Here is a 22827-nt window from a genome sequence, read left to right on the forward strand (position 1 = left end):
ACAGAGCTCGCGATCGATCAGGGACACGCGATCGATCAGGGACAGTTGCGCGAGCAAGTGCTTGGGGTACCCGTGCACGCCCTGGGCTTGGCGCAGGCAGTCAACTGCGTCTTCGACTGGGCCCTACGGCGGGAGAGCCGAACGGTTTTCCTGTGCAATGTCCACAGTGTCGTCACCGCCCGCCGCAATCGCGCCCATGCCGAAGCGATGGATAGCGCCGACCTTGTCGCGCCGGATGGAGCGCCGGTGGCCTGGATGCTGAGGCGGCAGGGACACGCGGATCAGCCGCGCATCAGCGGACCGGACCTGATGTGGATTTGTTGCCGGAGGGCATCGGAACTCGGCACGCCAATGTTCCTGTACGGCGGCAGCCCGGGCACCCTCCAGCGTCTCGGAGGGTGCATTCGAACCGAGTTTGCCGGCATAAACATCGTGGGCTCTTACTCACCTCCGCGCCGCCCTCTGTCGGCCGAGGAAGATGAGGCAGTGGTCAGAATGATCAATCAGTCCGGTGCGAGGATCGTGTGGGTGGGGCTCGGATGTCCCAAGCAGGAAAGCTGGATGCAGGCGCATCGCGGCCGGATCAATGCGGTCATGTTGGGGGTAGGAGCAGCTTTCGATTTCCACGCCGGAGACGTCAAGCGGGCGCCGCAATGGATGCAGGAGAGCGGGCTGGAATGGCTGCACCGGCTCTTCCAGGATCCCCGCCGCCTGGCGAGCAGGTATCTCGTGACGAACAGCCTGTTCATCCTGGCTTTGCTGCAGGCGTCGCTGCTTCCCAGGCGCAGACTTCGTGACGGTTAGAGGGAGGCGGAACCAGTGAACACACTCGGACCGCCGTGTTGCTGATCTGCGCCAACTCCTTCACGGGCGGCTGTTCTTTGGCGCTGCTGGGAGGCGGCGCTGCCCATGTCTGGACGGTGTGGTCTGCATTGCCTCGACAGGCACCTGACTGGAGGCTACCATGACTCTGAGCAAACAGGCCGCCAGTCTGGCTGTCCTGCATGTCACCGACGTCCTGCAGCCGCTGATCATCTTGCCCTATGCCGGGCGTGTCCTCGGACCCATGAGTTTCGGGCAGTACGCATATGCGCTCGCCATCGGACAACTCGCTGCCGTCGTCGTGGCCTATGGATTTCATTGGACCGCGCAGCGCAGGGTTGCTTCCCTTCGATACGAGCCGGCGGCGATCGCGTCACTCGCTGCTCAGGTCATGGCCACCAAGGCAGTGCTGTTCGTTGCCGTATGCCTGGTTGGCCTTGTGCTGGCCGGCGACGTCCTGGCGCTCAGTAGGCCGACATTCCTGTGCGCGATGCTCGCGGCCGCCGGCAGCATTATTTTTCCGGCCTGGCTCTTCGTCGGCCTGGAACGCGCCTGGCAGGCGGCCGTCGCGGTGGTTGTTGCTCGCGTTCTGGCGCTAGTCTGTTTCGTCGCCTTGGTCGCATCACCTGACCAGGTCGCGCTCGCCGTTGCCATCCAAAGCGCAGTTCCCGTCGTCAGTGGCGTCATCTGCTTACCTTTCATCCTTCCGATTGGGTTCGGCGGCTTCAGGTCCGTGACGCTTTCGACGATTGGAATGCAGCTGCGCAATGGCTGGAGCGGATGCCTCTTCGTAGCCATGGACGCTGCCCTCGTCACCCTCCCTGTCGCCCTTGTCGAGCATTTCGAAGGTTATGTCGCAGCCGGACAATATTCTGTCGCCGAAAAATTCCTATTAGCCGCGCGGGTATTTTTCAAGTTGCTTATGGATACCTTCCTCCCGAGGGTTTCATACTACGCTCATGTCGACCCTGCTGCCGGGATACGACTGATAAGGAGATCACTATTCACCATAGCAGGCGGAACGGCGATGAGTATTGGAATGTTCTTTGTTGCTCCAAATATAATATTGATCCTCTTTGGAGATGAATTTTCAGGAGCGACACCTATCGTGCGCGCAATGGCAATTATACCATTGCTGATGAACATAAATACATTCACATCAAATATATTCATGTTTAGTTACGGGTATGAAAATGAATGGACCGCCCTTAACGCATCCGGTCTGCTAGTATTCCTGGTGGCCGCATATTTTTTGTCTTTCGTCATGGCGGAGCAAGCCATTGTTTATGCGATGGTGGCGAAGGAAGTCGTCGTGCTGGTGGTTTCAGCCGGCTTCTTCCTCATTGGCGGAGCGGCCGTCCTTCGCACGGCGGCGGCTTGCGACGCAGGCCGGGTGCGAGGATATCCGCCGGCGTCCCAATCCGCGCCGTTGGAGCACGAGGCCGATCGTTTCCGGTCGTAGGAGAGCATGTATGTTCGCCACTGATCACTTTGTCGTTCAGCCGTCCGGGTCGCCTCACCAGCCGATCCCCCCCAAGGATCGCGACGAGCTGACCGCGAAAGACATCTTGAGATTTGTTCGAAGCAGTTGGCGCCTTTGCCTCCTCTGGATGGTTGTGAGCCTTGGTGTCGGCGGCGCATATGCGGTCCTTTCGCCTGGATATTACACCGCCTATGCGACGATCCTCCTTTCATCTCCGCCCGCTTCGCAACCGGGCGAAGCTGAGGCAGATGAGCGGGTCTATGTAGAGAGCCAGATACAGGTCATTCAGTCGGACGAGGTCGTCGGACGCGTTGTTGACCACACTGGCTTAGCGGAAGACGAAGAGTTTGTGATGGATGACAGCTTGCGCGCGCGGATCTCCAGCTATGTGCGGAGCCAATTGGCGTCTCTCTTCGGCACCGAACTGCCGACGGCGGAGCCAAATATTCGGCATGAGGCGATGGTCCTTGTGAGACGCGCGTTTTCCGTTCATCAGCTGGGTTCCTCCCGCGCCGTCGAGATAGGGGCCACCTCTTCCGATCCTCAGTTCTCGGCCATGCTCGCGAACGCGATCGCCGGCGGTTACATCGGAAGTCAGCGCGAGAGCCGGCAGGCGGCTCGCGCGGAAGAAGCCTCTGATCTGCACAAGCGGCTGGCGGAACTTCGGGAAAAGGCTTTTGTGACCGAACCACTGAAGAAACCCCCATCAGACCCTGAATCTGCGGAGAGGGCAAGAGTCCTTTTCCGCGAGCAGCAGAGCGCGGCCGAGGTTTATCGCTCGCTTTACAATGCCCTTCTGCAGCGGACCCACTCCGATTTTAGCGCCTCGTCGCTGATCCCGAGCGCAAGGGTTATCACGGCGGCCGAACCGCCTCGCCAACGCAGTTGGCCGCCAACGGTCCTGATGGTAGCGCTCTCCGTTATGGCCGGTGGGGTTGCCGGCGTTGGTCATGCATTGATCAGGCAAGCAATGAACCACCGCCTTATAACGGTCGAGGATGTGCACAGGTCGACCGGCCTTGATCGGATTGTAGGCATCCCCAGAATTCCCCGCCGCAGGTGGAATGTTGTGGGGCCATGCGAGCAGTCTTTGCAGCCCGTCTACTCAAAGGACGCTCCCGAGCTTCACAGCTCGCTGAGTAAGATTGCCACCCGGATGCGCGGAGTTCAGGGCCGCCAAAGCGGATTTGTAATCGGCGTTGCTTCACCCCTCGGCAGGTCCGGAAGCTCCACGGTGGCGGTTCATCTCGCAAGGATCATTGCGGCGACCGGGCAAAAGACACTGCTCGTTGATGCCAATTGGCAAAAGCCATCAATGGACCAGCCAATGCTGAACGCGGAGCCAGGTCGCAAGCTCGCCAGGGCGTTTGCCACCATTCCCGCGGATCAGGAAGGGCTGGAAGTTCTGGTTCTCAGGCCCACGGGGTCAATCTCCGACTTGAATGCCTCGCTCTCCATCTCCGCTGCACTCCAGCATCTGCAGCAAGAATACAGTTGTATAGTGGTTGATTTTCACAGCACCGACCGCACCGCTGATCTGGAAGCGGCCATGGGCGTCATCAGCGAGGTCCTCCTGGTGCTGAAGGCACGCCGCACTTTCGCGGACCACCTTGAGGGAATCCTGCGCATCATCCCTGCAGAGAAACTCTCGGCAGTAATTTTGACCAGGATCAACCGTGCGGCTTTCAGTCCTAACCGGGAATACAGGCCATGACCTCGCCAGCGACATTGTCACGCAGGAAGGGTTCAGAGCCGGTCGACCTCGTTTGCAGCCATTCCCCTGACGTGCTCGACTACACCCTCTTTCTCTCCGGCATTTGGCTGGCCTGCGCCCTCGCAATATCCCTGCGCCTGCTTGGCCCTTTCTTCATAGTGATCCCGGTCGGTGTCTGTCTGGCCTATGCCGTGCTGCGGCAGACGGTGCCGCCTCGTCTGCTGGCGGTCTACACCGCCTTCTGCCTCTTCATTGCCCTGCTGTCCAGATACGGGCTGATGCCGGATTCCTGGCAGGTTCACTTCCTTCAAGAAGCAGTCATAAGGCAAATCGTCCCGATTGTGGGATTCTTCGCCGTCGCATGGGCATCCAAGGCTTATTTCCGCCGCAGGCTGATGAATGGCAATGCCTTTTTTGGTGCACCCGTTTTCTTGTTCCTGTCTCTCGTTGTCGCTCCGGCGGTGATGTTTCAGCAGGACGTGCAATATCAGGGCGCATCTCCGCAAGCCACGATACCGATTCTTTATGGTTCGCTGATCAATAACATGGTCATTGCCGCGTTTTTCATTGCAGGCGGTATTTTTCTGACGAACGACTGGCGCCGATACGGCGGCATTTTGCTCTTATTGGGAATAGCCCTCGCCAGCCCCTTGGCTCAGTTCAAGGTGCTCGCGGTCACGATGATCGTCATTCTAATTGGCGTGCCTGGCCGGTTGATGGCCGCAGCTCTGGCGACCGCACTGACTTCGGCCTATGCCGTCGGGCTGAACTTCATACCTCAAACCTTTGCTCTGGACCCGAATTCCGGGATCCGACTCGCGTTCATTTCGGACGCACTCGCATCCCTTGCGGATACATACGGATTTGGCATCGGATTTGGGAAGGAATCGGTCCGATGGCGATATGAGTTTCCCGGGTTCGAGGATATTACCTTTCTTCCTGACACCAGGAATATTACGCATGCCAAAATGCTTGAGATACTCTCGACAGGAATTCACAATTCGTTCTTTCAAGCCATATTGCGGACGGGGGTCATTGGTTTCATTTTGATCGTGTCTGCCATTTTGGTGGCCTTCCCGCCAAATCGACTGCCACGCGGTGTTAGCAATCATGCGTCCACAGTCTTCATCACGATTTTCCTCGCCATGTTCGTCAATCCAGTCCTGGAGAGCCCTGTACAGATTGTGGGAATTGCTTTCTCATACGGCTATTTGATTGCACTTCGCGCCAGCGTTCCGGCCTTGGCTGTGGAACCCCCTCCAGTTGAAGCGGGTCGAACGCAGCATTGCGCTTGTTCATATATCTGACCGAACATGGATGCGGCCCACCCGACATCGGCGGGCTATCGTTCTCGGTAGAAGGGGATCGCGTTGTACCGATTTTGGCGCGGCAGGAGCAGGAGAGCCGTCCGCTGATGTGCCCGCTCATGCGTCGGCGCCGTGCCGCTTCCATGAGGAGTGCCTCGAAAGAGCCAGCGAGCCAGCCATTTTGCCTCGGCCTTGGCTATGCCTCCTCTGGTAGTATAGGGCCATCCACTGCGCAGGTTCGGCCGCGCCGGAGAAACCCGTGCTAAGTCGCCCGTAGAGATACGGGGGCAACCGTTGGGGGACCCATGAAGCTGTTGAGATCCTTGTTGTCGGCGCTGTGGATGACCATGGCTTCGACCCGCCTCGCTTCGTTGGCTGGCGCCATCGCTCTGATTCCGACAGCGGCACTTGCCGACTACACGCTACAGCCCGGAGATACGCTGGAAGTATCGGTCCCTGGTATTCCGGATTTCAGGCAGCGATTGCTGATCGGAGTGGACGGCGAGGTGAACTTGGCGCTGGTTGGAGCGGTTCAAGTCAGCGGCCTTTCCATTCAACAAGCGCAGGAAATAATCGCTGGCAGTCTCGCCAGCAAGCAGTATCGGCAGGGGACCGCGGACGGCCGTGAAATAACGCACCTGATCGAGACCGACCAGGTCTTCGTTTCGCTTGCCGAATACCGGCCCATCTATGTTTATGGTGATGTGGCCAAGCCGGGAGAGTACATCTTCCGGCCGGGTATGACCGTCCGACAGGCTGTGGCGGTTGCGGGTGGCTACAGCGCTGCCCAGGTTCGCATCGCCAATCCGCTCATGGAAGCGGCCGATTTCCGTTCCGAGTACAAAGCCCTATGGGCGCAATTCGCAATGGAACAGGCTCGCATTTGGCGCCTTCGCACCGAACTCGGCGAAGAAGTCAAACATGTCGAGAACGTGCCAGTGCCTGAGGCGCTCGCCGAACGATTGAAGCAAACGGCAACAGCGCATATCGAAGCTCGGCTGTCAGACAGTGAAAAGGACAAGGAGCTTCTGCGACGTGCTGTCGAGGAGACTAACCTGCAACTGGGGCTTCTGTCTGAAAAGAAGAAGAAGGACGAAGAGGGAAGCCAGGCCGACGCCGACGAATACGAGAGCGTCAGGACGCTGTTTCAGAAGGGCCTGGCGCCGACCACGCGTCTATCTGAAGCCCGTCGAGCGGTGCTTATGTCATCAACCCAACTGCTCGACACGATCGTCCAGGCATCGAACATCGAGCGCCAGCGCGGTGAATATGTCAGACAGATGAACAAGATCGACAGTGAACGACAAATCGCGGCCTTGGGGGAGCTACAGGAGGCCTATATGAATCTGGCCCAGATCTCGGCGCGTCTTGAGGGTACCGCGCAGAAGCTGGCGCTTACAGGTCAAGCGCAATCCACCTTGCTGATAGCCGCGGGTCGGCCCGAGATAACAGTCCATAGAAAGCGAGAGCAGGGCGCAGAGACGCTCCCCGGCAGCGAAGATCTCGGGCTTGCGCCCGGCGACGTTGTGGAGGTCGTTTTGCCAAAGGCCGACTTTGCCGGAGCCGTCGCGTCGTCGCCACGGGCGTCCGGGATGCCGAATTGAGATTCGGACGGGGCGGACTGCGATGCGCGTCTTAATGGTTCATAATTTCTACCAGATAAGGGCCGGAGAGGACAGCGTGGTTCGGGAGGAGTTCGCGTGCCTGAAGCAGAATGGGGTCGACGTCGAGCTGTTCTCCGCCACGAATGACGATATCGTGCGGGTCGCGCGCAAGATTTCTACCGCCCTGGGGGTTGTCTACAACCGTCATTCACGGCGGGCCCTGTCCCGAAAATTGGCGGAATTTTCACCGGATGTCGTCCATATCCACAATTTCTTTCCTCTCCTGAGCCCCTCGATCCTGGATGCGTGCCGCGAGGCCGGCGTGCCATCAGTAATGACCTTGCACAATTTCAGGATCCTCTGTCCCAGCGCCTTGCTTTATCCCGATGAGAGGCTTCGGGAGCGAAGTCTCCGCCACGCCTGCTGGTGGACTGTTCCGAAGAAGGTCTACAGGAATTCCCTGGCGGGTACGCTCGCCCTTGCCGCAATGGTCGAGTTTCACAAGAGAGTCGGCACCTGGTCCCGCAAGGTCGACCGCTTCATTGCCCTTACCGACTGGGCCAGGCGCAAGCTTGTGGAAGGCGGCCTGCCGGCCGAACGCATTGTCGTCAAGCCGAACGCAGTTGCCAGGCCGCCGATCTTCGGTGACCTTCGTCGCAATGGAGGGCTGTTCGTCGGACGACTGGATGAGCACCACAAGGGAGTGGCCACGCTGCTCGAGGCGTGGAAGGAGATCGACTATCCGCTGCGGATCATCGGCGACGGGCCGTTGGCTCCGCTCGTCGAGCAATCTGCGGGCGAGCGCGTGGAATATCTCGGGCGTCAGTCGCGCGAGACGGTGCTGAAGGAGATGCAGGCTGCAGCATTCCTGCTCTTTCCGTCTAAAGGGTATGAATTGTTTCCCATGACCGTCATCGAGGCCTTCGCAAGCCGGCTGCCGGTCATCTGCTCGGAGCTGCCGTGGATCAAAGGGGTCGTGGAGCCAGACGTCACCGGCCTTGTCGTTCCTGTCGGCAATGCCGGCGCATTGGCCAATCAGGTGCGCTGGGCGCTTTCAAACCGATCTGCCTTGGAGGACTTGGCAGGCCGGGCCTATGCCGCCTATCAGGAGCAGTACACGCCCGAAGCAAACTTCAATCGGCTGATGGCCATCTATGAACCCCTGGTCAGGCGCCCAATCCGGGCCTTCGCGGCAGTGTCGTGAGGTGGGCCCGGAACATGCGCCGGCAGGAACCGGCCAGGACTGCCCACAGGGCACACCAAGCTTCACGCGTCAACGAGCGCAGTGCGGCCATGCCGGCGGGCCGGGGTACTCCCTATTAGTCGCTGATCGATTTGCCCCGAGGATCGATCCTACCGCCTCGTGCACTTCGGAGAGGTTCAGCGCGTGCCCATGACTACCTCTTTTGTTTCCATTACTGAAACAGCCGCGAGTGCGACGGGAGGCTGCGGCCCGCTCGCAGGCACCTATGCGAGGGGTTTGATCGAATGCGCATTGTCTTGACCCGGCGCGAACCTTTGGATTCGCCTGACGGTGTGAGCATCTTCATTGTGGCACTTGCCCAGGCGTTGCTCGAACTGGGGCACCAGGTGCAGATCGTGGTCGGCACCTTCGAAAGCCGCGCAAAATTCCAGCGACTTCTTTCGCCTCGCCTCGAGCTGCCGATAATCGGATTGAGCCGTGTGCCTTTGACCGGGCCGGCCTCAGTCGCGGCGTGGCTGCGGGCGATCGGCATCATCAATCGCTTCCGGCCGGAGGTTATCATCCACAGCGAGACGGTGCCGCTTCCGCTGCATGGCACGATCGTGCAGGTCGTCCACGATCTTCAGAGGCGGAAAGGGACGCTCGCGGCAGTCTGGCGAGCCATTCGACGGATAAGTTCGCGGCGCTCCCACCACGTCGTCGCCACTACGTCCGAGCTACAGGAAGAACTCGTGCTAGATCTTGGTCTGCCAAGGGACCAAATCCTCAAAATTCCCGAATGCATCGATCGCCAGTCATATGCGTCGCGTGGACTGGCAGATCGCGAGCGGGCAATCCTCCATGCCGGCACCTCGCCTTACAAGGCGCCGGAGGCGACGATCCGTGCATTCGGCGCCCTCAACGACCCTTCCGTACGGCTCTACGTGACGGGTGACATCACACGACCGGTGACGGAGGCGGTCGACGCTCTTCCTGAAGCGATACGGGGGCACGTGGTCCTTCTCGGCATGGCAGAGGGAGCACGCGTTCGCGAACTACACAGCCGCGTTCGCGTCGCCGCTTTCCCCACGCGCTATACGGTCCCTGTCGCCTCGGCAACGGTGATGGAGGCGATCGCCACCGGCACGCCCATCGTTGGGTCTTCAAGGCTCAGCCGGGATCTGCTCGCGGATGGCGTGAATGGGGCAGTGGTCGAACCACAGGCCGAGGCGATGGCCGCAGCGCTGAAGGCGGTGCTGGACGATGATGACCTTTGGTCGCGTTTGTCGGCGGGTGCCCGCGAGAGGGTTAGACAGTTCGATGCTCACAGTGTTGCAAAGCAATATCTGGAGCTCGCGAACCCCTCCGGATTGCGGTCCAACATCGGAATCTCGGTGAAGGGGGAGGAAGACAAAGGGACTGACGAACCGCGGCTCGCAGATCGTCAGCGGCTTGTCAGGCCCCTTGCATCCCATTCCCTGAAAGCTTCTTACGGTTGGGGAATGCGATGATCATCGGCTACTGTCGTATCAACTCCTTCGAACCCGCTGCCAGGCTGGAGGCGCAGAAGCTTTATCTTGCCCGGTTGGGAGCCGAGAACTTCTTCTGCGAGAAGGCCAGTATGTTCGGCTCGACGCCGGAGCTGGAGAGGGCGATCGCATGTGCCAGGAAGGGAGACGTGATTGCGGTCACGAAACCGTACCGTGTTGCGCGCACAACCCGCGAAGTGCTGGCGCTCATCGAAAGGCTTGGCACCAAGGATGTCGGTCTTCGCATCGTCGACACACCTATCGATACGAGCACGACGACGGGACGCATGATCCTTGCATCAGCGCCTCTGTGGACGCTTGGGATGTCCCCGCCGCGGTCAATGCTAGCAGACCTGTTTCTCTTTTGGCGTCGTCGTCGGTAGGGCATGGTCGGAGGCGATGCGCCAGCGCACCCTCCGCTCACCGCCAGTCGAAGGCAAGCCGCAATGGCGGCCTAGGATCAAATGTCTTGCGCTCGATGGACCACCCGGCATGCACGGCCGCCGTTTCCCAGATGATGTTGCCGGGATTGGCGAGCGCGTAGACGCAGCAGTCCCTAACGCTGTGCTTTTCAGCGCCTTCCGATATCCGGGTATGGAACGACAGGCCGTTGGATGTCGGGGCGTCCCTGCCGTCCCGTGGCTCATTGTAGGTGTCCCGGCTCCGGCAGCGGTTGAACGAGCAACCGCCACTGCCGACCTTACCCTGCGGAACGGCCGAGAACGCGCCGTTGCCCTGTTGAACGGCATCGACGTCATCGACCCGGCAATTGAAGCTTCCCTCCAGCATGACGCCAGCGCCCGTGGGGCTGTTGTTGTAGAAGACGAGTCCACGTCGAATTGTACAGCGATCCGAGTGAAAGGCGGAAATATTGTCCTCGGTCCAGGAGGTGGGACCGTTCTCGGCCGAGAATTCTTCGAGGCTCGTATCCGAAGAGCGGTTGAACTGCACATTCTGTCCACGCGGGAACGGCCCGCGCGCGTCGTGCAGTTCGAGGAAGCTCATCTGAGTGCCCGGACAGTCGACGACATAGATATTGGAGGAGCCGCGGGACGCCTTGACACGGATGATGATCGCATCGGGGCAGCTTTCCAGCTCTATGTTGTTGCGGTTCTGGCTTGGTCCGGTCCCCGAGGGGGGAACGCCGACATGATCGATCTCGAGATCCTGCAAGCGTATTCCGGCGGCTCCGCAAGCGTATATCCCGCTGCCCATGGCATGACGAATGCGGCAGCTGCGGACGATGACGCCCTGATGGAGTGCCGTGATCCCGTTGCCATGGGGGGCATAGATGTCAAGATTTTCAATGATCTGCCCATCTGCGCGCGAGAGCACCGGTCCGCTTGGACGCAGAAAGGTGGCCGCGCCCCCGAACCATTTACCGCCGCCCGATCGCCCCATGCCCAGATGCAGCGCTGCGCCGACGACGCCCGAGACGGGCAGCGCCAGCCCGGCAAGGAGACAGCGCCGATTAGGGCGGGACTTCAAGAGATTGCTGGCCGCGCGACCCGTTCGGGTGTCAGACGTCGGCTCCGCTTGTGCGGAGACGTCGAGGTCGCCGACGAGATGCGGATGGGCATGCCGCATCCGTCCTCTCGGCAAGGCGGCTTCCTCGGCGAGATTGTCGTCAGGCATCCCCCATCTCCCCTGTGCGCCGGCCGGCGCAGGTTCCCCAAGAATGCAGATTGGCGGCAGGCTTGTGCCCGCACAGCATCTCTCCATTCAGCCCGCCGCGAAAGCCCTTCATAGGTCTTAATACCGATGGGCAAAGTGCCATCTGCCGGATTTCCTGCCATTCTCTGAAGCTGGCGATAAGCGGAGCGCGAACCGATGTCGGTCGAGGCGGATGTCTTTGACTATGTGATCGTCGGAGCCGGGGCGGCAGGCTGCGTCTTGGCCAATCGTCTGGCGGCTGACGGGACCAATTCGGTGTGCCTGCTCGAGGCGGGACCGTCCGACAGCAGCATCCTTCTGCACATTCCGGCGGGACTCTACAAGACATGCTCGAATCCGAAATATGCCTGGCAATTCGAAACGGAGCCGAGCCCGGGCACGGCCAATCGTTCCATTCCAATGGTGCAGGGCAAGACACTAGGCGGGTCGACCGCAATTAACGGGATGATCTACAACCGTGGCGCCGCTGCGGACTTCGACGAGTGGGCCCGCCAGGGCAATCGAGGCTGGGGCTACGCCGACCTGCTGCCCTATTTCAAGAGAACCGAGCGCAGGCTTGGGGCATGTGATCCCTTCTACCGCGGGACTGACGGGCTGCTTCCGATTACAGACTGCGATTGGCGACATCCGCTTTGTGATGCATTCATCGAGGCCGCGCTAAATGCCGGTGTCCCGCGCAATCCCGACTACAATGCGGCAAACCAAGCCGGCGTGGGTTACTATCAGCGCTATATAGAAAAGGGATGGCGCGTGAGCGCAGGGCGGGCTTTCCTACGGCCGATCGCCAAAAAGAAGAACTTGGATGTCCGCACGAACGCGCAGGCCACTGCCGTCCTCTTCGGGGGAAAGCGTGCCATCGGCGTTCGATATGCACGAGGAGGGCCGGGTCATCCAACGAGCTGTGTGAAGGCCCGTGGCGAGGTGATCCTCTCGGCTGGGGCCGCGAACTCACCAAAATTGCTGCAGCTGTCAGGCGTCGGTGCTGCGGGTATGCTCTCGGAGCTTGGAATTCCGGTCGTGCACGAATTGTCCGGTGTCGGTACAAAGGTTCAGGATCACTACACCGTCCACCTGATCGCCCGGGTGGAGGGCATTGAAACGGTCAGCGGACACGGCGTCGCCCTCCTGCGCGAGGCGGCCAAGTGGATGCTGGGCCGCCCGAACTTTCTCGCCGTCAGCCCGTCGCTCGTCTACGGGTACATCAACTCGCGGGATCTTCAGTCCGCCCCCGATATCCAGCTTGAACTTACCCTGGGCAATTATACCGACCACGGCGCGCGGCGGTTTCCGGTCATCAAGCTTGGCTACTATCAGTTGCGGCCGAAGAGCATCGGACATGTTCGGGCGATCTCGGCCGATCCGTTTCAAGCTCCGCTCATCCAGCCCAACTATCTCGCCGATGATCGGGACCGACAGGTCGTCGTCGACGGCATGAAGGCCGTGCAGCAGCTGTTTCGGGCCCCCGAGCTCAGGCGCTACAACTGCACGGAAGAGCTTCCCGGCCCGAAAATAACCGACGACGCCGACCGTCTGCAGTTTGCCCGCGAAATCGGGCTGACTGCCTATCATTTGTGCGGATCGTGCCGGATGGGCCCGTCCGACAGTGCTGAATCTGTCGTGGACGACCAGTTGCGGGTCCACGGCCTCAAGGGCCTGCGGGTCGTTGATGCTTCCATCATGCCCTCCGTTCCCTCGGCCAACACTTCGGCCGCTGTCTTTATGATCGCGGAAAAGGCAGCAGACATGATCCTGGGTCGGCAACCCCTCCCGGCACTGGAGCACCATGCGCCGGTCCAACCTGCGGCGGCCGAATAGTTGAAAGTCGAACGACAAGTGCCGGGAGAATTCCTTGAAGAGACGTACACTGGTTGCCTCTGAATTCAATGCGAAGGACCGGGCTCACTTTGCGTTGGCGTATGAGTTTTGCCGCATCGTTGCCGAATGCGAGGATGCTGATCTGATCGCCCCCGGCATCGACAACTACCTGACGAGACACTTTCACGCCATCTTGCCAAAGCACGACCCTCACAACGTCCAGCGTGACTTCAACAGACTGACGAGCGCGATTCGCAAAGGGCTAGGCTTGAGGAACGCACCAACCATGGAGCATGTTCGGCTCACCCAAGACTATGACCTTTTCTTCTTCGTCGCTTGGAGCCCGCAAAGTCTTGTTGAATTGTCTCGGATCCACGACTGGCGCGGCCGCTGCAAGGTTGCTGTCGCGTATCTGTTCGAACTCTGGTCGAGCACGCTCGAACAGGACCGCCAATATCTGAAGCTCCTGGACCAGTTCGATCACGTGTTCCTGTTGCACAGCGCGTGCATACCGCGCCTGCCTCAATACACCCGCACGCCCTGTTCCTTTCTTGCCACGGGTGTCGACGGCCTTATTTCAACGCCGTATTTGTCGCCGGTCAAACGCGTGGTCGACGTATACTCGTTCGGCAACCGAGCCGCGAAAATGCACCGGCAGCTTCTGAAGCTGGCCGAAGAGCGGGACTTCTTCTATCTCTACGACACGCTCGCAAGCACAGATTCCCGGGTCAGGGACTGGCATGAGCATCGGTTGCTGCTCGCCAATATCATCAGGCGCACGCGCTATTTCATGGCTTTCAGTCCTGCGGCACTTGCAAACTCCAAGTCCGTCACGGTTGCCGGCGAGCAGGTGCTGCCTGCCCGTCTCTTCGAAGGGGCCGCGGGCGGCGCCGTCATGCTTGGGACCGCGCCGCAATGCGCCGAATTCGGCGAGCACTTTGACTGGCAAGACGCGGTGATCGAGGTATCACCAGACTCGAGCAGTATCGCAGACGTAATTGGCGAACTCGACGCAAACCCCCGCCGCACAGAATTGTTGCGCCGAACAAACGCGGTCCGTTGCCTAGAGATGCACGATTGGGTTTACCGTTGGGAGCACATCCTTGTCACGATCGGAATGGAGCCGTTCCCGCGACTCCACATTCGCAAGTCCCTGCTGCGACAGATCGCCGCCGATGCGATGGCGCTCGCCTAGACGATCAGGCCCGAAAGTGGGAACCGGTTTCGGGTTCGGTGCTCAAACGGTGAAAGAGCGGCAGTTCCGAACCGGTTGCTTCCGTCGGAGCGTCCGCCGCTCCAGTGCTGCGCGCGAGAGCATTTCATTTCGACGTACTCCGAAGGGCTAACAGGCGCCGGAAGCGGGCAAGGAGAAGGTCGTGTGTCCGCCGGCTCTGCCCTTTGGGGTTAGAGCTTATGCCGAATTGGATTCGCACAGTGTCGCTGCCATTCTCTCAACTCCAAGAACCGAGTGCTACCGCAGCCACGGCAATCGAACTTCGCGTGAAGGGGCAATGACCGCAGGCGGCGGACGCAGTCACGCTGGGCATTTCGGCGGTTTTCAGCCGAGGAGGGGGCGGTCGTCACGACATTGGTGGATGGATGCGGCTTTGAACGCAGGTGAACGTCATGGCACTTCTTCATGAAGGCCCCCGTGCGGGCGCCACGTCAAACGCACCGCGGTGGAACGTGCCCCTCAAGGGCAATGTTCTTCTGCAGTCGTTTCCGCTTCTCGAGGCAATGTCCGTCGTGCTGCTCAGCATCGTCTCGGGAATGGTATATGATCTTGTGAGTTTCGGACATCTCGGCGAGTACGGCCGGAACTTCGGGCTCGGTGTTGTTGTAGCCGCCCTTTTTTCGACTTCCGCATATGCGCGCTGCCCATATCTGAGTTCCGAGCCGCGGTCGCTGGCCTCTCAGATCAAGGAGGTCGTGCTTATCTGGACGGCGGTCTTTCTTTGCCTGTCGGTTGTGGCGCTTGCACTCAAGGTGGGAGACATGTTTTCGCGCCAAGCCGTCATGCTGTTCTTCGTGACGGGACTTGGCGGCATCATCTTCGTGCGCTTGGGCGCCGGACGACTGTTTGCCTCCTTGACCAGGTCGGACATGCTTGCCAAACCGCAAGTAGTGATCGTAACGCAATCGGACGTGCGCGTGCCAAGTGGCGTAGTCCAGGCAATCGAGGCTTCCGGATGCGACGTCTGCCAAACGATTACATTGCCGGCGGCATCCAGCGAGGGCTCGCTCCTTGAATGTATGGATAAGCTCATTGAACATGTGCGTCGGCGTTCTGTCGACGAGATAGTCCTTGCTGTCAGTTGGGCTGACATATCCCTGATTGAGAAAATCACGGCTCACCTTTGCGTGGTTCCGGTACCCGTAAGGCTCCTTCCGGACCACGTCGTTAGCGCGCTCTTGAAGCGGCCTGTCGTCAACCTGGGGGGGACGAGGGCGATAGAACTGCAACGCGCGCCCCTAACGACGCCTCAGCTGCTTACGAAGCGGCTCTTCGACCTTGTGCTGACCACTGCCGCCCTTCCATTTCTTCTGCCCCCTCTGGCCGTTGTAGCGGGGCTGATTGCGCTCGAATCCGGGAGGCCGGTGCTCTTCTGTCAGCGTCGGGCCGGGTTCAATGGCCGCACGTTCAAGATCTATAAGTTCCGAACGATGACGATCCTGGAGGACGGGCCTGTTGTCCCTCAAGCCTGCAGGGGCGATCCCCGCGTCACCCGCGTTGGGCGCATATTGAGAAGGTTCAGTATCGACGAGATTCCGCAGCTGTGGAACGTGCTGAAGGGCGACATGTCGTTGATAGGCCCGCGGCCGCACGCGCTGGCGCATGACAGCGAATACAGCCAGATCATTTCTCTCTATCCGGCTCGGCACAAGGTGAAGCCGGGGATCACCGGCTGGGCACAAATAAATGGCTGCCGCGGCGCGACGCCGCATGTCTACATGATGATCAAGCGTGTCGAACACGATATGTGGTACGTCAACAACTGGTCGGTCTGGCTCGACATAAAGATCCTGCTTCTGACCATCCCCCGCATCTGGACGGGGCGAAACGCCTTCTAGCCCAACTTTGCCGGTCCGAGGCCGCTGGAGGCGATTTTGTGTGGCAAGTGATTGATTTGCAAGGAGTGGCGGCTGGCGCTGTTACAGAACATCTGAATGCAAGCGATGATCAATGCGAAACACAGCGACCGCTCAATGCATAACCTGCGACTTCAAGCAAAAGTGCCCGCACGGCAACGGGGTTGGCAAGGTACCGCTATGGGAGCGGAGAGGAATGCTATGACTCGGGCGATTGACGAAGATCGTGTCTCTCTGGTCGTGAGTTCCACTCGAATGGAACGATCTCCACGCCCAGACAAACGAGGATGACGGCTTCTGTGAGTCCGCAACAAACCCGAACCACTGACCGAACTGCGGGGCCTCCCCTTATCGAGTATGCTACGGCGAGGTTAGTTCCCCAAGGTCGGCTTGCATGCATCAAAGGACAAAATATCCTGCTCAGTTCAACGCAGGGGGTAGTTTTTGCGCTCAATGACACTGCGGCGGATATCTGGCGCTCGCTTGAAGAAGGCGTGCCGGTCGAGGCTATCTTGGGCGAGATGGCAGCCCGTGGCGTTGATAGGCAAGAGGCCTATGGCTATGTCGAGGCTGCCCTTCAAGACTGGGAACAACTCGGCCTAATCCAGCCTGCTCCACCGCCGTGCCCAACCGCAGCTCATCAATATATCTGCCAGGTCGTTGCTGTTCCAGGCGTGTGTGTGCGCATACTGTATCCGGCGGCCGTCGCCTTTCCGGCCGCGACCGTATTTCAGCATCTCGAAGTTCGAAACAGGGCCGTCGACGTTCTATTCCATCTGGTTGAGCGCAGGGAGCGGATCCACCTGTTCCGGGATGGCCACTGGACTGATTCCTGTGGTCGAGACGAGATACCCATTATGGTCAAAGGGCAACTGCTGGCCGAAGTGCTTGGGGACAGTGAATATGAACTCGCCCTCCATGCGGCGGCGCTTTTCAAGAACGGCCGCACGCTCCTCCTTTGTGGTAACCCCGGCTCGGGCAAGACGACGCTGACCTTGGCGCTGGTCCACGCGGGGTTTGGCTTCGCGGCAGACGATGTGACACTTCTCGACTCGGCCGGACAGGGTATCGGCCTTGCTTTTGCGCCTGCAGTCAAATCGGGATCATGGTCCATTCTCGGACAATTTTTCCCCGAACTCGGCAGGTCTCCGGTTTACCGGCGCCCCGATCGCAGGCGCGTGCGCTTTCTTGTGCCTAAGGATCATGTCCCTCCCGTTCCCCGGCCCGTGGGCTGGGTGGTCTTGCTCTGTCGGACGCAGGATGCCAAACCTTCACTGCGGGTGATTGACCCGACCGACATCCTGGGTGGCTTGCTGAACGGCGCCTTTGCGCGGAATAAAGAGCTAAGCAGCACCGCGTTCGACGTTCTTTGCCAAGTCATCCGATCGGCACAGGGCTTTTGCCTGACCTATGCCAAATTGGATGACGCGTTGGAACTGCTGAAGGCGGCGTGCCGATGAAGCCCACCAGGGATGCGCTCGAGGCCCTGATCGCGGGACTTAGCGGCCGCCTGGTGGTAACGGCCGACTGGCAGGCGGTAATTGCACTCGCCAACCACACTCTGCTTACGCCCGTCTTGTTCGCCACTCTTGCGCACACGGGCCAGCTTGACCGGCTCCCCGAAGACGTGGGCCAGTATCTTCAGTTCATTTACCGCTGCAACCGGGAACGCAATTTGCGCTTGCGCAGGCAGCTGAATGAAACCGTTGCTGCCCTCAATCAGGGGGGCGTCGTTCCGGTCCTGCTCAAAGGGGCCGTTCCCTTGTTCCTTTCGTCGAGCGGCAGGGTTCCCGACAGGATCATGAGCGATCTCGACGTGGCTGTGGAAACGGCCAAAGAAGGGGCTGCCCGGGCTTGCCTTGCCAAGCTTGGCTATGCCGAAGTGACGGTCGATGGTGGCATGGCGCGCCCGCAAGACGTCGGTCTCCTGGAGCTCCGGCCGTACCGGGAGATTGACCGCGAGTCCCCGAGGCTTGCCCGCCGTCACGGCCTTAGGGCGAAAATCCCCGCCCCACAGTCGCGGGCCCTCCACTGGATCATGCATGATCTCATCAAGGAGGCGGACTACTGGCGCGGAAGGACCGACTTTCGCCACCTTTATGATCTGGCGCGGCTGGCGGAACAGCATAAGCTGGATTGGGCGGTGCTCCGAACATCCTTGCCCGACCAGAGCGCGCGGAACGCGTTCGATACTCAACTCCTGGCATTGAGTCACTTCTTTGGCGTCAGAGCACCGGCGCAATATGTGCGGCGCCCATTGGTTCGCTTTCAACACTGGCGGCGTGTCTTCCCCTTGTACCATCCCGTCCTCGGCGTTCCATTGCGCCTGGTCGGCAATTCGCTGTGGGGTATGTGGCGACTCCTACATGGCGATGGCTTGGGCCGACGGAGTCCGCTCGACTTTGGACGCCGCGCCACTAGCATCCTCCTTGACGGCGATCTCGGGTCAAAAGTGTAGTAATACTTAATTTCCTGAATTGTATCTTGATGGCGCGTTGTCTTCACGAGTCGCATATGATAGTTTATATGGTCAGAGGTTAGAGTTGTTATTCTAAGCCTGGAGTACATTTGATGAAGAGCTGGAAATATTCCAAAGTAAAGACAGATAAACTTGTCCCGGAAGAACAGGCACGTCGTGAATTTCTAAAGAATGCCGGGCGTTTTGCTGTTGTAACACCTCCATCCATTGCTCTGTTGCTTGGCACGAGCTTGAACTCGCAAGCTATTGCCGCATCGCATGGCGCACGTCCCGGACATGGATGGGGCAGCAAGAAACGCGTCCACTCTGGCCGCAAGCCTTAGAATGGTTTCGTTGGTCGTTCTGGCCGATCATAGATGACGTGTAGTCCGGAACGCCTAAGTCGGTTGGAGGCGGCCGTGGAAACGGAAGCGCGCTTCGCCCGATCTTTGCCCCAGCAGTCATCGATCCTGCCATATTGCCGCGCCTCTGCGGTCTACCCTGATCCTGTCTAAGGAAGGGGGCTCAGTTTTCGCGCATGCCGAGACGGAACGCGTCCGTTAGAGGTTGCGTCAAGTAGGACAGCACGGTCCGCTCGCCGGTAGCAACGATCACCTCCGCCGGCATGCCGGGCCTAAGTTTCTCGCGGACCTGTTCGGGGAACTGAGAGACCTGCACGGAAACTTTCAACTCGTAGTAGGGCTCACGCGTCACTTCGTCATGGAGCGCGTCCGCGGCAACGGTCTGCACCTCGCCGATCGCGACCGGCGTCGAGCGAGCCTTGAACGAAGGCAGTCGGATCTCGGCAGGAAGGCCCTCGGCAACATTGTTGATGTCGACCGGCGACATCTTCGCGGAGACGATCAGAGTGTCGTCATCAGGGACGATCTCCATCAAGGTTTCGCCGGGGCGAACCACGGCTCCTATCGTGTGTACCTTAAAGCCGACAACGCGCCCGGACCGCGGTGCGCGTATTTCGGTGCGGTTGAGCACGTCATCTGCAACGTGCAGCTTTTCGCCGGCGTCGGCGAGCTTGGCACTGGTCTCGGCAAACTGTGCCGAGACCTCTTCGATGGCCTCGCGCCCGACTTGCTCGATCTGGAGTCGCGCCTCGCCGATAGTGTGGCGCTCGCCCGCTATTCCGGCAAGGAAGGCACCAAGCTGACCTTGGAGATCGGCCTGCTGCCGTTTGAGCGCGGTCAGCCGCGTGCCCAGAATGATGCCTTTATGGGCTAAGGGCGCCAGCATGTCGTGCTCTTCTGTGATACTCTCGATCTGCAAACGGACAGCCTCGCTTTGGGATTGTACGGCCTCGATCTTCCGTTCGGACTGGGCGATGCGCTCCTGCAAAATGGGAACCTCGTTCGTACGGGCCAAGCGGCGCTTGTTAAACAGTCGCAACTGGTCTTCCATCGCGCGCTGGGCCAGGGGGGCGCTCCCTAGCGTGAGTTCGCGCGGGAAAGTGACCATTTCGGCTCCGTCCAGTTCCGCCTGCAGCCGTGCCTTCTCGGCAAGCAGCGAGAAGACGGCGGACCTCGCGATTTCGCCCTGCGCCTGCGCCTCGGTGAGATCAAGGCGCACGAGCACCTGACCCTCGGTCACGTGTGCGTTGGGCGAGACGAGAATGTCACGCACGATACCGCCCGCAAGGTGCTGAACCGCCTTGCGGTCGGTTTCGACCACAACTGTACCCGAAGCGACCACCGCGCTGTCGAGGCTGGCCAGAGAGGCCCACCCGCCGAGGATGCCGAAGGTCAGCACGACGATGCCAAAGCCCGTCCGCGCGGGCTTGCGCCAGTCGCCGGAGAGGTTTGCGTGCGCCGGCTTGTGGTCTGGGCCGGCAAAATCTAACGGCGCGAAAATCTGCGGGAAGCTAGCTCGAGTCGCCCGTCCTGCACGCAAAAGCGCGGAAAGTGTCGGCCCCACCGCGCTTGTACAAGCGGAGGCAGGGGTCGAGCGGACCGTCCGCGTCGGGAGCCCGCGAACGCGTGCTATGACTGCAGTCCTTTTCGAGGTGTCAGGCACCATCATCATTGGTCTCGACTCGTTATGCATCGACGCGTGTCCGGCGGAGGAGAGAGTGCGCTGGATCTGACGCCGGCGGTCCGGCGCGCCCTCCATCCCAAACGGGCCGCCGCGGTGCCGGCGCTACGTTCGGGCCGACGAGCGACGGCAGCAACTGGTCACGACTGCCCATCTGTGCTATTCGTCCTTCCTGCATGATGATCATTCGATCCACCGCCGACAGGAGGTTCGGCCTGTGGGTCACGATCACAACGGTCTTTCCGTCTCTCCGCAACCCTTCGATGGCCCGGATCAGTGCGCGATTGCCATCGCTGTCCAAATTGGCATCAGGCTCATCGAGCACGACGAAGCTCGGCTTGCCAAACAGGGCGCGCGCGAGACCAACCCGCTGCCGCTGCCCACCCGACAGTCCGACTCCATCCTCCCCGATGTCGGTCATATACCCGTTGGGGAGGCGCTGGATCATCTCGTGCGCAGAGGCGTGTGTTGCCGCCTCGGTCACCTGCGCATCGGCCGCGTCCGCTCGGAAGCGCGCAATGTTGTCGCGCACGCAACCGGAGAACAGCTCGATATCCTGGGGCAGGTAGCCGAGCGCGGTGCCGAGTTGGTCCGGATCGTAATGGCGCAAATCGTTGCCATCGAGTCGCACGCATCCGTGCGCCGGCGGCCACGCACCCACAAGCGCACGCGCGAGCGAGGATTTGCCCGAGCCCGATGACCCGACGAGGGCGACGACCTCTCCCGCCTTCAGCGTGAACGTCGCGCCCATGACGACCGGCGTGTTCGTACCGGGGGCGAGGACGAAAAGGTTCTCGACGGAAACCGTACCCCTGACGTCAGGCAGACGCACGCGTCCGGCAATGGGCGGGTTCTCCTCGAATATGCGTTCCAGGCGCGCGTGGGCGCTGCGCGCGGACACGATACTTTTCCATTGCGCCACCATGATCTCAATCGGGGCAAGCGCCCGACCCATGATAAGCGACGCCGCAAACAGGACGCCCCCGGAGATTTCCTGGTTAATAGCCAGGTACGCACCGACGCCCATCATGGCCGTTTGGATGGCCATGCGCAGAAACTTGGACAACGCAAGAAGGGTGCCGCCGCGCTCGCCCGCGCTGACGGAGTAACCTAGCGCTTCCTCGCGGATTCCGGTGCACCATGACCGGATAGCAGGCCCCATCCCGAGCCCCCGAATTGCCTCTGCATTGCGCAGCGAGGAGCCGAGCCTGTCGATCGCGCGAGTGTTCGTGAGCGAGGCTCGCAAGAGCAAGCCCTTCGTCGCTCGCTCATTTACGAGTGCGATCGTCACTATCGCCACCGCGCCGACGAGGGCCACAAGGCCGATCAACGGGTGAAGTAGGAAGCAGATCACGATGTAGATCGGAGCCCAGGGCGCGTCCATCAGCGCCATGATGACGCCGCCCGAAAGAATGTCGCGCATGAGGTCGAGATCGCGCAGGGTCTGTGCATGATTCGATCCGCGGACACGCAGCGCCGAGGAAAGCGCCGCCTCGAAGGCGGGACCGGACAAGAGCCGGTCGAACCGCACGCCAGCCTGCTGGAGGATACGAGCCCGATAATGTTCGAGGGCAACATAGGTCATCAGCAACACGCCCACGATCACCGAAATAATGACGAGCGTGACGGCATTACGGCTCGTTAGGACGCGATCATAAATTTGCATCGTGTAGAGCGGAGACACGAACATGAGAAGATTGATGAAGAGCGAGAGCCCTCCGGCCGCGAAGAGGCCCGGACGGATCTCGCGCAAGGCTCCCGCGAGCGGCGAGGGCACATGCACGGAGGAATTTGTCATCTATTATCCGAATCCAGTGAAGCGGTCGCGGGCGCTTTAACCCTGGCCATCTTCAGGTCTCTGTTCACGAGGGAGGAAGGCGGCAGGGCAGGGCGAGGTCTCATGCAAAAATCCCCCGACGGAACCACCCGCCGAGTTGGTCCGAGCGCGAGCCCTGCCCCATCTCACCGTGCTGAAGTGGGGGGGGGGGCCGCCGGCCCGGCCCCGCCGGGCCCGCGGCGCGGGAGGCGGGGCGGGGGGGCCGGGCCGGCGGGGGGGGGGGTGGGGGGGGGGGGGGGGGGGGCGCGGGCGCGGGGGGGGCGCCCCG

17 protein-coding genes are annotated in these 22827 nt (G+C 60.6%); 14 read left to right on the forward strand and 3 right to left on the reverse strand.

From position 1 onward, the window contains the following. From AC0L14_RS11745 to AC0L14_RS11780, 8 genes are all read left to right on the forward strand, one after another. Window positions 1-804 (forward strand): WecB/TagA/CpsF family glycosyltransferase (locus AC0L14_RS11745; RefSeq protein ID WP_473749544.1); only part of this gene is annotated, 804 nt, incomplete at its 5' end. A 160-nt stretch (window positions 805-964) separates the two neighbouring features. Beyond that, window positions 965-2284 (forward strand): oligosaccharide flippase family protein, encoded by a 1320-nt coding sequence (locus AC0L14_RS11750; protein ID WP_473489148.1) that lies wholly within the window; start codon window positions 965-967, stop codon window positions 2282-2284. Between the two features lie 10 nt (window positions 2285-2294). Then, a complete protein-coding gene (locus tag AC0L14_RS11755) occupies window positions 2295-4019 on the forward strand; it encodes a Wzz/FepE/Etk N-terminal domain-containing protein (protein WP_473529708.1) in 1725 nt (574 codons plus the stop codon). Further along, window positions 4016-5326, forward strand: a complete 1311-nt coding sequence (locus AC0L14_RS11760) for an O-antigen ligase family protein (protein WP_473489146.1) — start codon at window positions 4016-4018, stop codon at window positions 5324-5326. The genes AC0L14_RS11755 and AC0L14_RS11760 overlap by 4 nt, the downstream gene beginning before the upstream one ends. Window positions 5327-5631: 305 nt before the next feature. Beyond that, window positions 5632-6930, forward strand: coding sequence for a polysaccharide biosynthesis/export family protein (locus tag AC0L14_RS11765; protein WP_473639072.1), 1299 nt, complete (start codon window positions 5632-5634; stop codon window positions 6928-6930). Beyond that, entirely contained in the window at window positions 6881-8134 is a 1254-nt protein-coding gene (locus tag AC0L14_RS11770; RefSeq protein ID WP_473749545.1) for a glycosyltransferase family 4 protein, read from the forward strand. The genes AC0L14_RS11765 and AC0L14_RS11770 overlap by 50 nt, the downstream gene beginning before the upstream one ends. Window positions 8135-8418: 284 nt before the next feature. Further along, window positions 8419-9624, forward strand: a complete 1206-nt coding sequence (locus tag AC0L14_RS11775) for a glycosyltransferase family 4 protein (protein ID WP_473749546.1) — start codon at window positions 8419-8421, stop codon at window positions 9622-9624. After that, the gene (locus tag AC0L14_RS11780) at window positions 9621-10025 is read left to right on the forward strand and encodes a recombinase family protein (RefSeq protein ID WP_473489142.1); all 405 of its coding nucleotides are present in this window, start codon (window positions 9621-9623) and stop codon (window positions 10023-10025) included. Before AC0L14_RS11775 ends, AC0L14_RS11780 begins: the two co-directional genes overlap by 4 nt. Window positions 10026-10062: 37 nt before the next feature. Here the strand turns inward: AC0L14_RS11780 and AC0L14_RS11785 are convergent, their stop codons facing one another. Then, the gene (locus AC0L14_RS11785; RefSeq protein WP_473749547.1) at window positions 10063-11277 is read right to left on the reverse strand and encodes a hypothetical protein; all 1215 of its coding nucleotides are present in this window, start codon (window positions 11275-11277) and stop codon (window positions 10063-10065) included. 195 nt (window positions 11278-11472) lie between these two features. Here AC0L14_RS11785 and AC0L14_RS11790 point away from each other — a divergent pair, with 195 nt between their 5' ends. The 6 genes from AC0L14_RS11790 to AC0L14_RS11815 all read left to right on the forward strand — a co-directional run bounded on the left by AC0L14_RS11790 (window position 11473) and on the right by AC0L14_RS11815 (window position 19023). Further along, window positions 11473-13131: a GMC family oxidoreductase gene (locus AC0L14_RS11790; RefSeq protein ID WP_473749548.1), complete on the forward strand. Its 1659-nt coding sequence runs from the start codon at window positions 11473-11475 to the stop codon at window positions 13129-13131. A 34-nt stretch (window positions 13132-13165) separates the two neighbouring features. Next, the gene (locus tag AC0L14_RS11795) at window positions 13166-14326 is read left to right on the forward strand and encodes a glycosyltransferase (protein WP_473639076.1); all 1161 of its coding nucleotides are present in this window, start codon (window positions 13166-13168) and stop codon (window positions 14324-14326) included. Between the two features lie 431 nt (window positions 14327-14757). Then, on the forward strand, window positions 14758-16203 hold the full coding sequence (locus AC0L14_RS11800; RefSeq protein ID WP_473529720.1) for an exopolysaccharide biosynthesis polyprenyl glycosylphosphotransferase: 1446 nt from the start codon (window positions 14758-14760) through the stop codon (window positions 16201-16203). Between the two features lie 305 nt (window positions 16204-16508). Further along, window positions 16509-17681: a PqqD family peptide modification chaperone gene (locus tag AC0L14_RS11805; protein WP_473529715.1), complete on the forward strand. Its 1173-nt coding sequence runs from the start codon at window positions 16509-16511 to the stop codon at window positions 17679-17681. Further along, the gene (locus tag AC0L14_RS11810; RefSeq protein WP_473529716.1) at window positions 17678-18679 is read left to right on the forward strand and encodes a nucleotidyltransferase family protein; all 1002 of its coding nucleotides are present in this window, start codon (window positions 17678-17680) and stop codon (window positions 18677-18679) included. The genes AC0L14_RS11805 and AC0L14_RS11810 overlap by 4 nt, the downstream gene beginning before the upstream one ends. 113 nt (window positions 18680-18792) lie before the next feature. After that, window positions 18793-19023 carry a hypothetical protein gene (locus AC0L14_RS11815; RefSeq protein WP_473529717.1) on the forward strand — a complete coding sequence of 77 codons (231 nt, stop codon included), beginning with the start codon at window positions 18793-18795 and terminating at the stop codon, window positions 19021-19023. Between the two features lie 181 nt (window positions 19024-19204). Here the strand turns inward: AC0L14_RS11815 and AC0L14_RS11820 are convergent, their stop codons facing one another. Together AC0L14_RS11820 and AC0L14_RS11825 are read right to left on the reverse strand one after the other, a co-directional pair. After that, the gene (locus tag AC0L14_RS11820; RefSeq protein ID WP_473749720.1) at window positions 19205-20707 is read right to left on the reverse strand and encodes an HlyD family type I secretion periplasmic adaptor subunit; all 1503 of its coding nucleotides are present in this window, start codon (window positions 20705-20707) and stop codon (window positions 19205-19207) included. Between the two features lie 19 nt (window positions 20708-20726). After that, window positions 20727-22520, reverse strand: coding sequence for a type I secretion system permease/ATPase (locus AC0L14_RS11825; RefSeq protein WP_473749549.1), 1794 nt, complete (start codon window positions 22518-22520; stop codon window positions 20727-20729). Window positions 22521-22827 lie beyond the last annotated feature (307 nt).

The sequence above is a fragment of the Mesorhizobium sp. WSM4841 genome (genome assembly GCF_055811515.1).

What these genes read in the sequence shown, in the direction of transcription:
- AC0L14_RS11755 (WP_473529708.1), top strand. Translation starts at nt 2,295, where the DNA reads ATGTTCGCCACTGATCACTTTGTCGTTCAGCCGTCCGGGTCGCCTCAC.
- AC0L14_RS11750 (WP_473489148.1), top strand. Translation starts at nt 965, where the DNA reads ATGACTCTGAGCAAACAGGCCGCCAGTCTGGCTGTCCTGCATGTCACC.
- AC0L14_RS11765 (WP_473639072.1), top strand. Translation starts at nt 5,632, where the DNA reads ATGAAGCTGTTGAGATCCTTGTTGTCGGCGCTGTGGATGACCATGGCT.
- AC0L14_RS11780 (WP_473489142.1), top strand. Translation starts at nt 9,621, where the DNA reads ATGATCATCGGCTACTGTCGTATCAACTCCTTCGAACCCGCTGCCAGG.
- AC0L14_RS11785 (WP_473749547.1), bottom strand. Translation starts at nt 11,277, where the DNA reads ATGCCTGACGACAATCTCGCCGAGGAAGCCGCCTTGCCGAGAGGACGG.
- AC0L14_RS11820 (WP_473749720.1), bottom strand. Translation starts at nt 20,707, where the DNA reads ATGGTGCCTGACACCTCGAAAAGGACTGCAGTCATAGCACGCGTTCGC.
- AC0L14_RS11805 (WP_473529715.1), top strand. Translation starts at nt 16,509, where the DNA reads ATGACGGCTTCTGTGAGTCCGCAACAAACCCGAACCACTGACCGAACT.
- AC0L14_RS11810 (WP_473529716.1), top strand. Translation starts at nt 17,678, where the DNA reads ATGAAGCCCACCAGGGATGCGCTCGAGGCCCTGATCGCGGGACTTAGC.
- AC0L14_RS11815 (WP_473529717.1), top strand. Translation starts at nt 18,793, where the DNA reads ATGAAGAGCTGGAAATATTCCAAAGTAAAGACAGATAAACTTGTCCCG.
- AC0L14_RS11800 (WP_473529720.1), top strand. Translation starts at nt 14,758, where the DNA reads ATGGCACTTCTTCATGAAGGCCCCCGTGCGGGCGCCACGTCAAACGCA.
- AC0L14_RS11760 (WP_473489146.1), top strand. Translation starts at nt 4,016, where the DNA reads ATGACCTCGCCAGCGACATTGTCACGCAGGAAGGGTTCAGAGCCGGTC.
- AC0L14_RS11775 (WP_473749546.1), top strand. Translation starts at nt 8,419, where the DNA reads ATGCGCATTGTCTTGACCCGGCGCGAACCTTTGGATTCGCCTGACGGT.
- AC0L14_RS11825 (WP_473749549.1), bottom strand. Translation starts at nt 22,520, where the DNA reads ATGACAAATTCCTCCGTGCATGTGCCCTCGCCGCTCGCGGGAGCCTTG.
- AC0L14_RS11790 (WP_473749548.1), top strand. Translation starts at nt 11,473, where the DNA reads ATGTCGGTCGAGGCGGATGTCTTTGACTATGTGATCGTCGGAGCCGGG.